The organism is Sphingopyxis sp., from assembly GCF_035686825.1.
GTDB lineage: Bacteria > Pseudomonadota > Alphaproteobacteria > Sphingomonadales > Sphingomonadaceae > Sphingopyxis.
Genome location: NZ_DASRYZ010000003.1, coordinates 309,590 through 324,698 on the forward strand (window position 1 = coordinate 309,590; position 15,109 = coordinate 324,698).

16 protein-coding genes are annotated in these 15,109 nt (G+C 65.4%); 10 read left to right on the plus strand and 6 right to left on the minus strand.

All coding sequences use genetic code 11. From position 1 onward, the window contains the following. The first annotated feature begins 16 nt into the window (after positions 1 to 16). The gene (locus VFG17_RS06100) at positions 17 to 961 is read left to right on the plus strand and encodes a D-2-hydroxyacid dehydrogenase (protein WP_325028568.1); all 945 of its coding nucleotides are present in this window, start codon (positions 17 to 19) and stop codon (positions 959 to 961) included. On the opposite strand, the gene VFG17_RS06105 is transcribed toward VFG17_RS06100, so the two are convergent. The 6 genes from VFG17_RS06105 to pyk all read right to left on the minus strand — a co-directional run bounded on the left by VFG17_RS06105 (position 955) and on the right by pyk (position 9,911). Then, a complete protein-coding gene (locus tag VFG17_RS06105; RefSeq protein ID WP_325028569.1) occupies positions 955 to 1,806 on the minus strand; it encodes a metallophosphoesterase in 852 nt (283 codons plus the stop codon). The genes VFG17_RS06100 and VFG17_RS06105 overlap by 7 nt on opposite strands. A gap of 43 nt (positions 1,807 to 1,849) precedes the next feature. Beyond that, positions 1,850 to 3,784 (minus strand): cytochrome C, encoded by a 1,935-nt coding sequence (locus tag VFG17_RS06110; RefSeq protein ID WP_325028570.1) that lies wholly within the window; start codon positions 3,782 to 3,784, stop codon positions 1,850 to 1,852. Between the two features lie 10 nt (positions 3,785 to 3,794). Next, positions 3,795 to 4,673, minus strand: coding sequence for a hypothetical protein (locus tag VFG17_RS06115; protein WP_325028571.1), 879 nt, complete (start codon positions 4,671 to 4,673; stop codon positions 3,795 to 3,797). Continuing rightward, positions 4,673 to 7,108, minus strand: a complete 2,436-nt coding sequence (locus VFG17_RS06120; protein WP_325028572.1) for a cyclic nucleotide-binding domain-containing protein — start codon at positions 7,106 to 7,108, stop codon at positions 4,673 to 4,675. The genes VFG17_RS06115 and VFG17_RS06120 overlap by 1 nt, the downstream gene beginning before the upstream one ends. A 231-nt stretch (positions 7,109 to 7,339) precedes the next feature. Further along, positions 7,340 to 8,113 (minus strand): arginyltransferase, encoded by a 774-nt coding sequence (locus VFG17_RS06125; RefSeq protein WP_325028573.1) that lies wholly within the window; start codon positions 8,111 to 8,113, stop codon positions 7,340 to 7,342. 343 nt (positions 8,114 to 8,456) lie between these two features. Then, entirely contained in the window at positions 8,457 to 9,911 is a 1,455-nt protein-coding gene (pyk, locus tag VFG17_RS06130; protein WP_325028574.1) for a pyruvate kinase, read from the minus strand. Between the two features lie 109 nt (positions 9,912 to 10,020). On the opposite strand from pyk, the gene VFG17_RS06135 reads away from it, so the two are divergent. The 9 genes from VFG17_RS06135 to ruvB all read left to right on the plus strand — a co-directional run bounded on the left by VFG17_RS06135 (position 10,021) and on the right by ruvB (position 15,097). Beyond that, entirely contained in the window at positions 10,021 to 10,341 is a 321-nt protein-coding gene (locus tag VFG17_RS06135; protein WP_325028575.1) for a DUF1244 domain-containing protein, read from the plus strand. A 65-nt stretch (positions 10,342 to 10,406) separates the two neighbouring features. After that, positions 10,407 to 10,649 (plus strand): DUF2312 domain-containing protein, encoded by a 243-nt coding sequence (locus VFG17_RS06140; protein ID WP_037555168.1) that lies wholly within the window; start codon positions 10,407 to 10,409, stop codon positions 10,647 to 10,649. Between the two features lie 222 nt (positions 10,650 to 10,871). Further along, positions 10,872 to 11,189, plus strand: a complete 318-nt coding sequence (locus tag VFG17_RS06145; protein ID WP_325028576.1) for a heavy metal-binding domain-containing protein — start codon at positions 10,872 to 10,874, stop codon at positions 11,187 to 11,189. Between the two features lie 83 nt (positions 11,190 to 11,272). After that, positions 11,273 to 12,019, plus strand: a complete 747-nt coding sequence (locus VFG17_RS06150) for a YebC/PmpR family DNA-binding transcriptional regulator (RefSeq protein WP_325028577.1) — start codon at positions 11,273 to 11,275, stop codon at positions 12,017 to 12,019. Further along, complete coding sequence (locus tag VFG17_RS06155; RefSeq protein ID WP_325028578.1) at positions 12,016 to 12,561, plus strand: hypothetical protein; 546 nt, start codon at positions 12,016 to 12,018, stop codon at positions 12,559 to 12,561. Before VFG17_RS06150 ends, VFG17_RS06155 begins: the two co-directional genes overlap by 4 nt. Further along, positions 12,536 to 13,036, plus strand: coding sequence for a crossover junction endodeoxyribonuclease RuvC (ruvC, locus tag VFG17_RS06160; RefSeq protein ID WP_325028579.1), 501 nt, complete (start codon positions 12,536 to 12,538; stop codon positions 13,034 to 13,036). The genes VFG17_RS06155 and ruvC overlap by 26 nt, the downstream gene beginning before the upstream one ends. A 39-nt stretch (positions 13,037 to 13,075) precedes the next feature. Further along, the gene (gene ruvA, locus VFG17_RS06165) at positions 13,076 to 13,675 is read left to right on the plus strand and encodes a Holliday junction branch migration protein RuvA (protein ID WP_325028580.1); all 600 of its coding nucleotides are present in this window, start codon (positions 13,076 to 13,078) and stop codon (positions 13,673 to 13,675) included. After that, positions 13,672 to 14,076, plus strand: coding sequence for a GFA family protein (locus VFG17_RS06170; protein ID WP_037555176.1), 405 nt, complete (start codon positions 13,672 to 13,674; stop codon positions 14,074 to 14,076). Before ruvA ends, VFG17_RS06170 begins: the two co-directional genes overlap by 4 nt. Further along, positions 14,069 to 15,097, plus strand: a complete 1,029-nt coding sequence (gene ruvB, locus VFG17_RS06175) for a Holliday junction branch migration DNA helicase RuvB (RefSeq protein WP_325028581.1) — start codon at positions 14,069 to 14,071, stop codon at positions 15,095 to 15,097. Before VFG17_RS06170 ends, ruvB begins: the two co-directional genes overlap by 8 nt. Positions 15,098 to 15,109 lie beyond the last annotated feature (12 nt).

Consider the following 15,109-nt stretch of genomic DNA (forward strand, 5'->3'; position numbering starts at 1 on the left):
ACCGAAGAGAGGTCAAATGTCGAAAACCATCACCGTCCTGTCCGGCCTGATCCGCCCGCTCGTCGAAGACCGCCTGCCCGGCTGGGTCGAACCGCGCTTCTTCGCGTCGAAGGAAGAGGCGATGGAACTGGCGCCGCAGGCCGAAATCGGCTGGTTCGACATGTACGACAAGAAGGACATGGCCGCGGTGATCACCGCCGCGACCGGGCTCAAATGGCTCAACTCGATCTATGCCGGGGTCGACGGCATGCCGCTCGATCTGCTCGCCGGGCGCGGCACGGTCGTCACCAATGGCGCCGGGATCAACGCGATCACCATCGCCGAATATGTCGTGATGGGCATGCTCACCGTCGCCAAGGGCTATCGCGACGTCGTGCGCGCGCAGGAACGCCGCGAATGGCTGATCGATTCGCCGGGCAAGGTCGAACTGTTCGGGTCGAAGGCGCTGCTCCTCGGCTATGGCGCGATCGGCAAGCTGATCGAGGAGCGGCTGCAGGCTTTTGCGGTCGACGTCACGATCGTGCGCCGCTCACCCGGCCCCAATACACTCACCCCCGACCAGTGGCGCGCAAAGCTCGGCGAATTCGACTGGGTGATCCTCGCGGTTCCCGCCACCCCCGAAACCGACGGAATGATCGGCGCCGCCGAACTCGCGGCGATGAAGCCGAGCGCGACGCTCATCAACATCGCGCGCGGCAGCGTCGTCGATCAGGACGCCCTGGTCGCGGCGCTGAACGAACAACAGATCGCATCGGCCTTCCTCGATGTCACCACGCCCGAACCCCTCCCCGCCGACGACCCGCTGTGGAGCCTCGACAACGCGCACATCACGATGCACCTGTCGGGACGCGCGCAGGACAAGATGTTCGTCCGCTCGGCGCAACGCTTCCTCGAAAATCTCGATCGCTGGAAAAAGGGCGAAGCCGTCGAGCCGCGCGTAGACCTGACGCTGGGCTACTGACCCGGCCGCTCGGCTTTCAGCTCGCGCACCAGCGGCTGCAACCGCTCGTCATATTTGGCGAGCATCGTGTGTGCGCCGGCATGGTCGTAGAAACTGACCAGTTCGCGTCCGTTCCAGCGATGGAGCGCATAGGCGGGGTCCTCGGCGACGATCATCGGGCGATCGTCGGGGTGATTTTCGTCGATCGGGCGAAGGTCGAGCGACACCTGCGGCGCGGTCGATGAACAGATCGCGATCGTGCGCCCTTCCCACGCCACCGTCACGCTGCGGTGAAGGTGTCCGCAGATAAGCCCTCGTACTTGGCCGTGTCGCCGCACCACATCGGTGAAGGTCGCGACCCACGGCTCGTCGGGGTCGGTGTTCATCCACTCGATCCCGCTTTCGATCGGCGGGTGATGCATGACGATATAGGTGGGCTTGTTCCTGTCCTTTGCCAGCTCGGCGTCGAGCCATGCCGCGCGGCTCTCGCAGAAGGCGCCGCCGTGGCGTCCCTCCTCCAGCGTATCGATCGTCACCAGCCGCAGTTCGGGAAGCTCGATCGTGTATTGCACGAACCCGCCACCGTCGTCGAACCCCGGAAAATGCGCGTGAAAATTTTCGCGCAGGTCGTGATTGCCGACGCTCGGCCACACCGGAAAGGGGCAGCGCGAGAACGCCGTGACGAGGCGCCGATAGCTGTCGTCGTCGCCGCGGTCGGTGAGGTCGCCGGTCGCGAGCAACAGGTCGGGACAATTTGGACCCTCGATCAGCACGTCGAGCACCTCGTCGAGGCGCTTGCGGTTATATTCGGCCGGATTGTCCGGATCGAACCCGATATGGATATCTGTGATCTGCGCGATCAGCATATCCGCCCCCTGCTCCCGCCGGTCTGGTCCGGCGACCCAAAACCTATCCGCCCCGCCTTGCCGCGTGCAAGGAAGGTGTGCGCCACGTCACTTCGTAAAGGCCCCGCCCCCCGGTTCCTGTGATCATGCTCACACCATAGGTAGCGCCAAGACGTTTATTTGTGATTGCCGCGACATTTTTCTTCCGCTGGCGCGCCGGCATCCACGGCTTGCTGCCGTCCGAATGATATTCGTGGCACATCGCGCAGGGCGATTCGGTCGCGGTTTCGACCTTCACCAGCCGCGCGCCCGATTCGCCGACATGGCAGTCGCGGCACTGGCGCACCCCGGGGACGAGCAGGTCGGTCGAGACCTTCGAAGCGGGCGCCGCGGTGTGGCAGTCGGCACAGGCGGTTTCGCTGTGCGCGTCATGGTCGAACCAGCCCTTTTGCAGATAGCGCGGCGTCTGACTCACCGCCGCGACGCGCCAGCTCTTGCCCGCCTGCGGCGCAAAAATCGTGTGGCAGTCGTAACAGGCACCGCCCTTCGAGAAGACCGCGCGCACCGCATCCCGCGCCCGGCTCGGCCGTGTCGCGACTTCGTTGAAATAGATGTTGTAGACTTGCCCCTCGGCATAGGCGCCGGGGCGTCGCCGCTGCATCCCGCCGAGCTGGAGCGGCCGTGCGGGCGGGGTCGAGCGATAATAAGCGGTGAGGTCGGCAACCACCTGATCGGGCTCGCCGTGGCGCAGCGTTCGCGTCACCCCGCCGACGGTCTCGAAAGCAAGGCTGTGGCACATCGCACAGTCGCGCTCCATCTCGACCGGCTTCACGCGCACCCCGTCGGCCTCGACGCGGTGGCAATTCTGGCACTCGAGCTTCTTGCCGAAATCATAGCGCCCACGGAAACTCGCGGCCATGCGCGCAACCCCGCCGGTTGCCTGCAAATGCATATCGTGCGGGAATTTGAGGCCATTATAGTCGACCGTTCCCTTGGCCAGCGTCGTGCGCACCAGCTTCGCTCCCGGACCCGGACGCACGAGCGGGCGAAATTCCGGATGGCTCGTGCCGAAATCAGCGGCATCGGCCAGCATCGTCGGATGCCCCGCGGTCTTCAGTCGCGCCGACATGCCGTCATGACAATCGGCGCAGAATTTCTGCGGCGTCGCCGCCATCGGCCCCGCGCCTTCATGCTCGGTATGGCACTCGACGCAGCGCCCCTGCGGCTTGTTGAATGTCTTGGCAAAGCCCGCGAGAATCTTCTCGCCCATCCCGGGCGGATGGCGGGCGGCGAGCAGCATCGCCGCCGGCGCGTTCGCATGCGCCATGCTCATCGCCTTGTGCTCGCCGGTGTGGCAATTGACGCACGCCTTGTCGGTCACCGCGACGAACGGCTCGACATGGCACGACTGGCAGTCATTTTTCAGGCTCGCATGCGCACTCGACAGCGGCCCCGACAGCCACGCACTGTCGGCATGATAGCTATCGGGGCGCTCGTTCACATTCTTGTAGCTGTACCACGCCCAGATCGGCCCGATCAGGAAGGCGAGCAGCATCAACAGGCCGAAAACCCAAGCCCCCATACGCTTGCCGGGCATCACCCCCGCGAGCGAAAAAGCCTTCGCCTCGTCGACGTCCTTCGACGATTGCGACAGTTCGTCGATCCGCTCGACGAGCAGAATGATCTTTTCATCCTCGCGCGCGATCGTCAGCCGGTGGCCGCCAAAGCGCAGCTCGGCGCCGGCCGCGCTGTCGATGTCGGCCGCATCGACGCTGCGGCCGTTGAAATCGAAGCCCAGCCCCTCGAGCGCCGCGACGCGCACATGGCGCCCGTCGGCGCTGCTGATCATCGCATGATGCGGGTTCACCGCAAGGTCGGCGATATGGATGACATTGCCGCTTTCGCGGCCGAGGCTGATCGTGTCGCCCGGCAGCGCCTGGTCGCGGACGATCTGCTTGCCCGTCTTTGTCGTCGCGATGCGGCGGAGAATGAAGCTCATCAACCGCGCCTTACCAATAGAAGAAGACGCTGATGATGTGCGCCGACAGCGCCGCGATCAGCGCGAAGGTCAACGGCACATGCACATAGAGCCAGACTTCGAGCAGCGCCCGGATGCGGAGATGCTTGCGCAGCCGGGTTAGCGCCGCCTCCTTCTGCTTGAGCAGGCCGATCACCTTTTCGCGCGCCTCGACATCGCTACCGCGCGATATGGTCAATTTGCGCAGCGCCGCCGCGGTGGCGCAGCCCGGATAGCGCCCCGACAGGCGCGCTGCGATGCCGCCCGCAAACGGATCCTCGTCGAGCGCCGCGAGGACCGGCGCGGTGTCGTCGGGCGTCAGCGGCTGCGCCGCCGTGTGCAACTGACGGTCGAAGGCACGGATCGCCTCGAGCATCTGCATCTGCGTCATCTGCTCGCGGTTGTTCGACAGCGCCTGCGGTAGCGTCGCATAGACGATGACGCCGTAAAGCCCCGACAGGATCACCAGCATCATCAGCACCCAGGCAAGCGTGTGGACGTTCCAGCCGAGCTGGAAGCCCGTGTGCCAGGTGCCGATGACGATCAGGCTGAGCCCCAGATAGACGTGCGCCGACGTCCATGCCTTCAATGACCAGTGGTCGCTCGTCATCTTGCGCTTGCGATAGCCCAAGGCGGTGAGCCACAGGATCAGCAGCGCCCCGATCGTGCCGAGCGTATAGCCGTACCAACTGCCGCCATTGTGCCGCGGGGTGACGTCGACCAGCGCGTAGGAGACGATGATCAGCAGGCAGAGGCCGCCCGAAATCTTCGCCCAGCGAAAGCCCGCATAGCGTAGGAAACCCTCGTGCCGCCGCTCGCGGACGCGCTCGACCTGTGTGGCCTTCGACCGGCGCTGGAACAGGCTCGCCATCAGTCCGTAGCCTCGTCGAGCCGTGCGATCGACAGGAATTCCTCGGGAGAGACGCGGATCGCGGCGCCCGTGGGGCACGCCCGCACGCACGCCGGGCCGCCCGAAATGCCCTTGCACATGTCGCACTTGACCGCGATCTTCTTGGGCTTCTCGTCACCCAATTGCTTCTTCGTCCATTTGGGCGACGGTTCGCCCGGACCCGGCCCGAAACCGGTGAGCAACCAGCGCAGCAGGCCCGGCTTCTCGGGCGGCGCTGCTTCCATGCGGATCACGCCATAGGGGCAGTTGCGCATGCAGTTGCCGCAGCCGATGCAGCCCGGCTCCATGAACACCTCGCCGTCGGGGCCGCGGTGGATCACGTTCGGCGGGCAGTCGGCCATGCAGTGCGGATGCTCGCAGTGGCGGCAGCTCGTCGGCACGTGCAGATGCGCGAAAGTCTTGCCCGCCTCGCGATCGAGCCGCGACAGGCCTTCGTGGCTGTCGGCGCACGCCTTTTCGCAATTGTCGCAGCCGACGCACAGATTCTCGTCGATCAAGAGCGCGTCGGTCGCCTCGCCGAGCCCTTCCTTCATGATGAAGCTCGCGGTGTCCGAATAAAGATCGACCGCGCTCGAATAGCTCGCCTTGCGCGATTCGATGAAGCTGTTCATCTGCGCGCGTTCGGCGACCGCCGCCTCGGTCGCTTCGCGCACCTGCGGCCGCGCGGCGAGCATCTTGCGGAAGCTTTCGCCGGTCAGCTTGATCAGCTCGGCGCCGACCGCGGCCTTGACCGTGGCGTTGCGCGGCTCCCCGCTCAGCACGCCCATCTCGCCGAAGAAGCTGCCCGCGGGCAGATAACGGAGGAAGATCGGCTTGCCACCGATATCCTTCTCGACCACCATCGATCCCGAGCGGATCACATAGACGTCATCGCCCTGCTCGCCTTCGGTCAGCACCACCTTACCCGCGGGAACGCGCTCGACCTCGGCGGTGTCAACGACAGGGCCAAGATCGTCGACGGTCAGCCCGCCCTTGAAGATCTGGAGCAGCTGGCGTTCGAGCGAGATGCGGTTGATCGCCCGCTTCGCGCCCGGGACCGATGCCATCAGCTTCAGCGCCGCGGTGCGCGACACCTCGACGAAGATGCCGTCTTCGCCCGCGCGGATCGTCGCGCCGCGTTTGCGGCCCGAGATCAGCCCGACCTCGCCGAAGATCGAGCCCTGCTCGATCGGCACCGTGACGCCCGGGCCGACCTCGACCTCGGCATGACCATCGGCGATCGCGAACAGCGACGATCCAGGGTCGCCCTTTTCGAACACGACGTCGCCCCCCCGATAAAAGGCGACCTTCGAATCGAGCATGAATTCGCGCATCTGCAGCGGCGATACGTCGGCGAAGATGCTGACTCGCGTGCGCAGATATTCGAGCCATTCACTGACCGATTTCTTCTGCGGCAGCCCGGCGAAAATCGCCGCCAGATCCTTCTCGTCCGCCGGGGTCAGCCCGGAATTGCCATTGATGAACTCGACGACGTCATAGCCCTGGTTCATGCAATGCTTGATCAGCGGATAACCCGCGAGCGCGCCGATCACGAAAATGCCGGGCACAGTCGATTCAAAGGTCGGCGACAGCTTCGGAAAGGCTTCGCGGTCGGGTCCGGTAAACTCGATCCCCATCGATTCGACGAAACCGCGCGGCGCCACCGACCCCAGCCGCGCGACGATCACGTCGCACGCGATCTTCTCCTCGCCGTTCGGAGTGTCGAGCGTCAGCCAGCCGGGCTCGACCTTTTTCGGCTGCGTCTCGGTGCGGATCGACATGAAACCATTCTCGCCCGCCTCCATCATGTCGGAGACATTCTTCGCCTTGGCGCGCGCGAAATCCTTCGACCGGTTAAGGATCGTGACCCTGTTTTCGAGCGCCTCCTCGGCGACGCCGAGCGCATTCTCGATCCCCGCATCGCCCGATCCGACGACGGTGATATGCCGGTCCTTGAAATCCTCGGGATCGTCGACCTGATAGATGATGTGCGGCAGGTCATATCCTTCGCAGCGCAGCCGGTTCGGATTGCCCTGCGTCCCGATCGCGAGCACGATATTCTCGGCGTGAAAGACGTCGCCCTTGGCGGTCTTGATCACGAAGGCGCCCTTTTCGCCCGTCACTTCGGCAACATCGGCGTGATAGGCGATATTCACCTTGTTGTTCGCGGCATCCTCGTCCCAATTGCCGAGGATATATTCGCGCGCGCCCTCGGCGAAGCGGCAGTCCGAACGCAGGTCGAGCCGCTCGGGCGTCGCGAGCACGCGCTTGCCCTTCTGATATTTGAAGATGGTATCGGAGAGGTGATCGGTCTTTTCGAGCAGGATATGGCTGAGCCCGAGCTGCCCCGCGCGCGACGCGGCGCTGAGGCCCGCGGGCCCCGAGCCGATGATCGCGACCTTGACCGCCTCGCTCATGCGGAAACATCCTCTCGCCAGGGGCGAATGATCAAGATACCGGTGAACGCATACACGGGCATCCCATTCCCCCCAATCGCTTAACCCCTAAGCGACGCTAACCACGGATGCGACCCGGACTTGTCGTCCTCGCGACGGCTATGCCCTTGAAAGCGGGAAAAGGTCAACCGCCCGGCCGCCAGAATCGGCAGTTGCGAGCCATTCTCAACTGCCCCCGAGGAATGGGTGGGCTCAGGCGAGTTCGAACATCGCCGCGATGCGGTCGGACTGCGTTTCTTCGACGCGCGACCAGCCGTCGGGCCCGAGCTTTTCGAGCGGACGGAAGCGCGCCTTGTACGCCATGCGCGCCGACCCTTCGATCCAGTAACCGAGATAGACATAGGGCAGCCCGGCGCGCGCCGCGCGCTGGACATGGTCGACGATGATATAGGTGCCGAGCCCCTCACGCATCGGATGATGCGCGTCGAAAAAGCTGTAGATCATCGACAGCCCGTCGCCCTGCCGGTCGGTCAGGCAGCAACCGACGAGGCGGCCCTTGCTGCCGTCGGTCGTCGGCTCGCGATATTCGATCACATAGGAGTCGACCGGGGTCTGCTCGACCATGTCGGCGAAATCCTGCTCGTCCATGTCGGCCATGCCGCCGTCGGGATGGCGCGAGCCGAGATAGGAGCGGAGCAGCGCATATTGTTCTTCGGTCGCCCACGGCTTGCACGCCGTCGCGACCAGATCGCCGTTGCGGCGCAGGTTGCGCTTCTGCGAGCTGCTGGGGGTGAACTCGGCCGCGCAGACGCGCACCGACACGCACGCCGAACAGTCGGCGCAGCTCGGGCGATAGGCGACCGACTGGCTGCGGCGGAACCCGATACGGCCGAGCGCGTCATTGAGCTCGTTCGCATTGTTGCCGCTGAGTTCGGTGAACACCTTGCGCTCGGTCTTGCCCGCCAGATAGGGGCAAGGCGCCGGGCTGGTGACAAAAAAGCGCGGAAAACGGAACGGTGCGGACACGCGGAAAAAACCTCCGGACTTGCGATGCGGAGCCCCCCGACGCGGGTCCGACGCGCTACTTGCACCAACTATGCCGCGCGGCGTCAATGGTGCAAAGTCCATTTACCATTTTTAAACGTCCCGTTCTGAATCACGCCGAAAATTTTGTGAATCGGCCGGTAACTTTTGTGCCGATTTGAATCGAATATGCCGAATGATCCTCCCTGTGGCGAAGCCATGGGGAGGTGGCAGCGGCGCAGCCGCTGACGGAGGGGCCATTGGCGCAGCCGTCGCGGCCCCTCCACCATTCGCTTCGCGAACGGTCCCCCTCCCCATCGCTGCGCGACAGGGAGGAATTGGCTTGTCAGCTATACCCGCGCAGTTCATCGCCGGTGAGCGTCGCGACGTGGAGCACGTTGGTCGACCCCGGCGTGCCGAACGGAACCCCCGCCATCATCACGAGCTTCGCGCCCGCCTTGCAGATGCCGTGGCGCAGCGCCATGCGCTTGCCCTTGGCGATCATTTCCTCGAAGCTGCCGATGTCCTTCGTCGGCACCGCATGGGCGCCCCACAGCAATCCCATGCGCCGCGCGGCTTCCTTCTTCGGCGTCAGCACCAGCAGCGGCGCGCCCGGCCGCTCGCGCGCGACGCGGCGCGCGGTCGATCCCGACGCGGTGAAGCAGATGATCGCGTCGGCGGCGATCGTCGTGATAATGCTGCCCGCCGCCTCGGCGAGCGCGTCGGCGGTCGTCGCGTCGGGCACCGTCTCGGTGAAATGCAGGCGGCGATAATAGTCGGGATCGCTTTCGACCGAGCGCGCGATCGAATCCATCATGGTGACGGCTTCGACCGGCCAGGCGCCCGCCGCGGTCTCGGCCGACAACATGATCGCGTCCGCCCCGTCATAGACGGCGGTCGCGACGTCGGACACCTCGGCACGCGTCGGCGACGGCGAAACGATCATCGATTCGAGCATCTGCGTCGCGACGACGACCGGCTTGCCCATGCGGCGCGCGGTGGCGACGATCTTTTTCTGCAGCGGCGGCACCGCTTCGGGCGGCAGTTCGACGCCCAGATCGCCGCGCGCGACCATCGCCGCGTCGGCGAGCTCGAGAATCTCCTCGATCCGCTGCACGCCCGACGGCTTCTCGAACTTGACGAGCAACGCCGCCTTGCCGCCGATCAGGCGCCGCGCCTCGGCGACATCCTCGGGTCGCTGGACGAACGACAGCGCGATCCAGTCGACATGCTGTTCGAGCGCGAAGGCCAGGTCCTTGCGATCCTTTTCGGTCAGCGCTGCGAGCGGAACGACGACGTCGGGGACATTGACTCCCTTGCGGTCCGAAATCTTGCCGCCGACCTCGACGATCGTTTCGATCCGGTCCGGCGCCACGCTCTTTACCCGCAGCACCAGCTTGCCATCGTCGATCAGCAGGCGTGTATCGGGTTCGGCGGCCGCGAACAATTCGGGGTGCGGCAAATGCACGCGCGTCGCGTCGCCGGGTGCCTTGTCGGCGTCGAGTACGAAGGGCTTGCCCTTCACCAGTTCGGCGGGGCCGTCCTTGAACGTGCCGACGCGCAGCTTCGGCCCCTGCAGATCGACCAGGATCGTCGTCGGGCGGCCGGTGTCCTTTTCGAGCGCGCGGATCGCGGCGATCACTTTCGCGTGACCGGCGTGGTCGCCGTGGCTCATATTGACGCGAAAGGCATCGGCGCCCGCACGGTGCAGTTCGGCGATCATCTCGGCATTGGCGCTGGCGGGACCGAGGGTCGCCAGGATGCGAACCTTGCGCTGGCGGGGGGTAAAGCTCTGAACCACAAATGCTCCGATGACTTGGGTAGGTGGGGGTCTGGGACGCTAGGGCAATGCCGCCTTGATACCGCCAAGGCAACAACCGTATAGCTATTCATCATACAAAGGAGAATCCATGTCCTGCAGCGACGACCAGACGAATTCCGGCGATGCGCTCGATAGCGTAGATGACGCCGTCGCGGCCGCCGCATTCCGCCGCCTCGTTCGCCTGCTCCAGCATCGCAGCGACGCCGCGAACATCGACCTGATGGGCCTCGCCGGCTTTTGCCGAAATTGCCTCGGCGACTGGATCGCGGAGGCGGGCAACATGGACAAGGAAGCCGGGCGCGCGATCGTCCACGGCATGCCGACCGCGGAGTGGAAATCGCGCTTCCACGTCGCCGCCACACCCGAACAGCTCGCACGGATGGAAGAAAGCATGGCCAAGAATCCCTGACGCCGCTAATCGGGCGCCGAGGCGATTCTCGCCACACAATCATCCCCATCCTAGCGGAGTATAAAATGAGCGAAGCCACCGTGTCCGACGAACAACTGCGCCTTTTCATCGAGCGCATCGAGCGTCTGGAAGAAGAGAAAAAGGGCATCGCCGACGACATTCGCGACACCTATAATGAAGCGAAATCGCAGGGTTACGACCCGAAGATCATGCGTCAGATCGTCCGTCTGCGCAAACTGCCGGTTCATGACCGCAAGGAAATGGAAGCGATCCTCGACGTCTATAAATCGGCGCTCGGGATCGACTGAGGATCCCGGAAAAAACCGCTGTCCTACATTATCCGGCCGGGTTACCCCCTTCCCATGTCGCGCGTCACCTCTCCACTCTGTCCGCGCCCTCGGAGCCCGTTTCTGGGCGAAGGGTATCATGGTACCGGAGGGGAATGACAAGTTTGACAACTTCCGCGAGTCCCGCGGTCGGGCGCGGCACCCACGCTTGAGGCCGATCCGCCAATCCACAGGAGAGTGACGATGTTCAGCACCACGACCAACACTGTCGAGGGCCGTCCGGTCCGCGAATATCTGGGCATCGTCACCGGCGAGGTGATCGTCGGCGCGAATCTGTTCCGCGACCTGTTCGCGTCGATCACCGACATCGTTGGCGGCCGCTCGGGAAAATATGAGGATGTCCTCGCCCGCGCGCGCAAGGAAGCGATCGCCGAGATGGAAGCCGAAGCGGCGCGCCTCGGCGGCAATGCGGTGGTCGGCGTCGACCTCGACTATGAAGTGCTCGGCCAGAACGGCTCGATGCTGATGGTCAGCGCCTCGGGAACCGCCGTGGTTGTCTGATTTGAGCCGCCGCGCGCGGTTGTCCGAAGCCGCGCTCCGCGCTAGGGGCGGCGCAGCTTTCAAAATTACCGATGGAGGGTGGCTTGGCCGGCCATAGCAAATTCAAGAACATCATGCACCGCAAGGGTGCGCAGGATAAAAAGCGCAGCAGCCTCTTTTCGAAGCTCAGCCGCGAAATCACCGTTGCGGCGAAGATGGGCCTGCCCGATCCCGACGCAAATGCCCGTCTTCGGGCGGCGGTCAACGCCGCCAAGGCGCAGTCGATGCCCAAGGACAATATCCAGCGCGCGATCGACAAAGCCGCGGGCAATGATGGCGATAATTACGAGGAAATCCGCTACGAAGGCTATGGCCCCGGCGGCGTGTCGCTGATCGTCGAGGCGCTGACCGACAACCGCAACCGCACCGCGACAAACGTCCGCACCGCCTTTTCGAAGAATGGCGGCAACCTTGGCACGAGCGGCAGCGTCAGCCACGGCTTCGACCGGCTGGGCATGATCAGCTATGGCGCCGGCGCCGGCGATGCCGACACGGTGTTCGAGGCCGCGCTCGACGCGGGCGCCGACGACGTCGAATCGTCGGAGGACGGCCACGACATCTGGACCAGCGTCGACAGTCTGCACGAAGTCGCAAAAGCGCTCGAAGGCAAGCTCGGCGAGGCCGAGGGCGTGAAGCTCGCGTGGCGCCCGACGCTGAAGAGCGAGGTCGCCGACGAGGCGGTCGCGCAGACGCTGTTCAAGCTGATCGACACGCTCGACGACGACGACGACGTCCAGACCGTATGGGGCAATTACGAAATCCCCGACGCGGTGATGGAAAAGCTCGGGTGATCGGGCGTTTCGCCGCAACCGCATTGATCGCGGGCCTCATCGCCGGATCCGCCCCCGGCGCGATGACCGCACCCGCCGCCGCGGGCCTTTGCAAGGCCGGCGAGGAACCGCTGTTTTCGTGCCGCTTCGGCAGGAAGATCGGCAGCGTCTGCGGCGGCAGCGACCGCGTGACCTATCGCTTCGGCAGCGCGGCGAAGACCGAGATGGAAATCGCGAGCAAGTCCGACTGGTCGAACGTCCGGCTGGGTTTCGTCACCGGACAACAGGGCGGGCATCAAAGCCACATCCGCTTCACCCGCGGCGATACGCACTATATCGTGTTCGAAGGCGCGAACGGCCAGGCGACGACGCGGCCCGGCTTCACCTATTCGGGTATCGCAATCGTCGCCGGCCCCGACGGCGACAAGTCGCTCGGACGGCTCGATTGCGGCAATGGCCTCGACGCGTCGGCGATGGCCGGGGCGGCCCGCGACCGCGCGCCGGCGGCGCTGCGCGAGCGGCTGAACGAAACCACCAATGGCCCCTTCGACGGCTGGTTCTGATCCGACGGTCATCCTCGGCCTCGACCCGTCGCTCAGTTGCACCGGCTGGGGCGTCATCCGCGTCGAGGGCAGCCGGATCAGCCACATCGCCAACGGCCAGGTGAAGACCGACGCCAAGGCGTCCCTGCCCGACCGGCTCGCGCACATCGACACCGCGCTCGCGGCGGTAATCGCCGATCATGCGCCGATGTGCGCCGCGGTCGAGGAAGTGTTCGTCAACGACAATCCGCAATCGACGCTGAAGCTCGCCCACGCGCGCGGCGTCGTCCTGCTCGGCTGCGCGCGCGGCGGGCTGACCGTCACCGAATATGCGCCGCGCCTCGTCAAGAAGGCGATCGTGGGAACCGGCGGTGCGGCGAAGGAGCAAGTGCAAGCGATGCTGCGCGTGCTGCTCCCCGGCGCGAAGGTCGCGGGCGCCGACGCGGCGGATGCGCTTGCGGTCGCGATCTGCCATGCGAACCATCGCCCGCGATAATTGATTCCCTTTTCGTTCTCCTCGCGCTAGGCACGGATCATGATCGCGAAACTGACCGGACGGCTCGATTCAAGCGGTGCAGGCCATGCGGTGATCGACGTCGGCGGCGTCGGCTATCTGGTAGAGGCATCGGCGCGGACGCTGGACGCGCTCGGCCCGGTTGGCGGCGAGGTCACCATCCACACCGAAATGCTCGTCGGCGAGGATTTCCTGCGCCTGCTGGGATTCGCCAAGGCCGAGGAACGCGACTGGTTCCGCCTGCTCACCAGCGTGCAGGGCGTCGGCGCCAAGGTCGCGCTCGCGATCCTCTCGGCGCTCGAGATCGGCGACCTGCAACGCGCGCTCGCGAGCGGCGACAGCGCGATGATCGCGCGCGCCAACGGCGTCGGGCCGAAACTGGCGCAGCGGATTACGCATGAATTGAAGGACAAGGCGGGCGCACTCGGCGGGATTGCGGGTTCGGGCCCCTCCCTCGAGGCGACCGCCGGCCCGCTCGGCGATGCCGTCGCCGCGCTCACCGGCCTCGGCTTCAAGCCCGGCGAGGCGAGCGCGGCGGTCGCAGCAGCGAGCGAGGAATTGGGCGCGGGCGCAAGCCTCGACGCGCTGGTGCGCGCGGCACTCAAAAAGGCAGCCAAGTGACCGAGCGCGTCCGTAACGCCTCCTGCCGCTGCGGACAGCTCCGGATCGTCTGCGCCGGCGAACCGATTCGCGTCTCGGTCTGCCACTGTCGCAATTGCAAGGCGCGGAGCGGCAGCGCCTTTGCCGCACAGGCGCGCTTCCCCGCCGATCAGGTTCGCACCGAAGGCGACGCGAAGCTCTACCAACATCCGGGCGGGAGCGGCACGCTCGCGGACTTCTATTTTTGCGGCAATTGCGGCTCCACACTGTGGTTCCTCAATCACCCGGAGCTCGACAGCTATGCCGTGCCGATCGGCAATTTCGAACCGGGCCATGACTTCGAGCCGCAATTTTCAGTCTATGAGGATCGTCAGGAACCTTGGGTTTGTATCCTCGGCGAGGCAATAGAGCGTTATGACTGAGCCCACCCTCACCACCCCCATCCGCACCCCTGAGGATGCCGACGCGGCGCTGCGGCCAAAGTCGCTCGCCGAATTCGTCGGGCAGGCCGCGGCACGCGAGAATCTGCGCATCTTCATCGAGGCGGCGAAAGCGCGCGCGGATGCGCTCGACCATGTGCTCTTCTTTGGTCCGCCGGGGCTCGGGAAGACAACGCTGGCGCAGATCGTCGCGAAGGAGCTCGGCGTCGGCTTTCGCTCGACCAGCGGCCCGGTGATCGCGAAGGCGGGCGACCTCGCGGCTTTGCTCACCAATCTCGAGGATGGCGACGTGCTGTTCATCGACGAGATTCACCGGCTGTCGCCCGCGGTCGAGGAAATCCTCTATCCCGCGATGGAAGACCGCGCGCTCGACATCATGATCGGCGAAGGGCCGTCGGCGCGCAGCGTCCGCATCGACCTGCCGAAGTTCACATTGGTCGGCGCGACGACGCGGCAGGGCCTGCTGACGACGCCGCTGCGCGACCGCTTCGGCATCCCGGTGCGACTCAATTTCTATACCCACGCCGAACTCGAACAGGTGATTTCGCGCGCCGCGCGCCTGCTGGCGCTGCCGATCGCGTCGGACGGCGCGCTCGAAATCGCGAAGCGGTCGCGCGGGACGCCGCGCATCGCCGGCCGGCTGCTCCGCCGCGTGCGCGATTTCGCAACCGTCGCGGGCCATGCCGTCGTCGATGCAAAGGCGGCCGACGCGGCGCTCAACCGGCTCGAAGTCGATGCGCTCGGCCTCGATGCGATGGACCGCCGCTACCTGACCATGATCGCCGATATCTATCGCGGCGGACCGGTCGGGGTGGAGACGCTGGCGGCGGGCCTCAGCGAACCGCGCGACACGATCGAGGATGTGATCGAGCCCTATCTGTTGCAGGCCGGACTCATCGCGCGCACCGCGCGGGGGCGGATGCTCAATGCGAGTGCGTGGAAGCATCTGGGGCTCAACCCGCCTGCGGGATCGCAGGACGGACTTTTCGATCAGGCGAAATAGGCGGATTTCCGC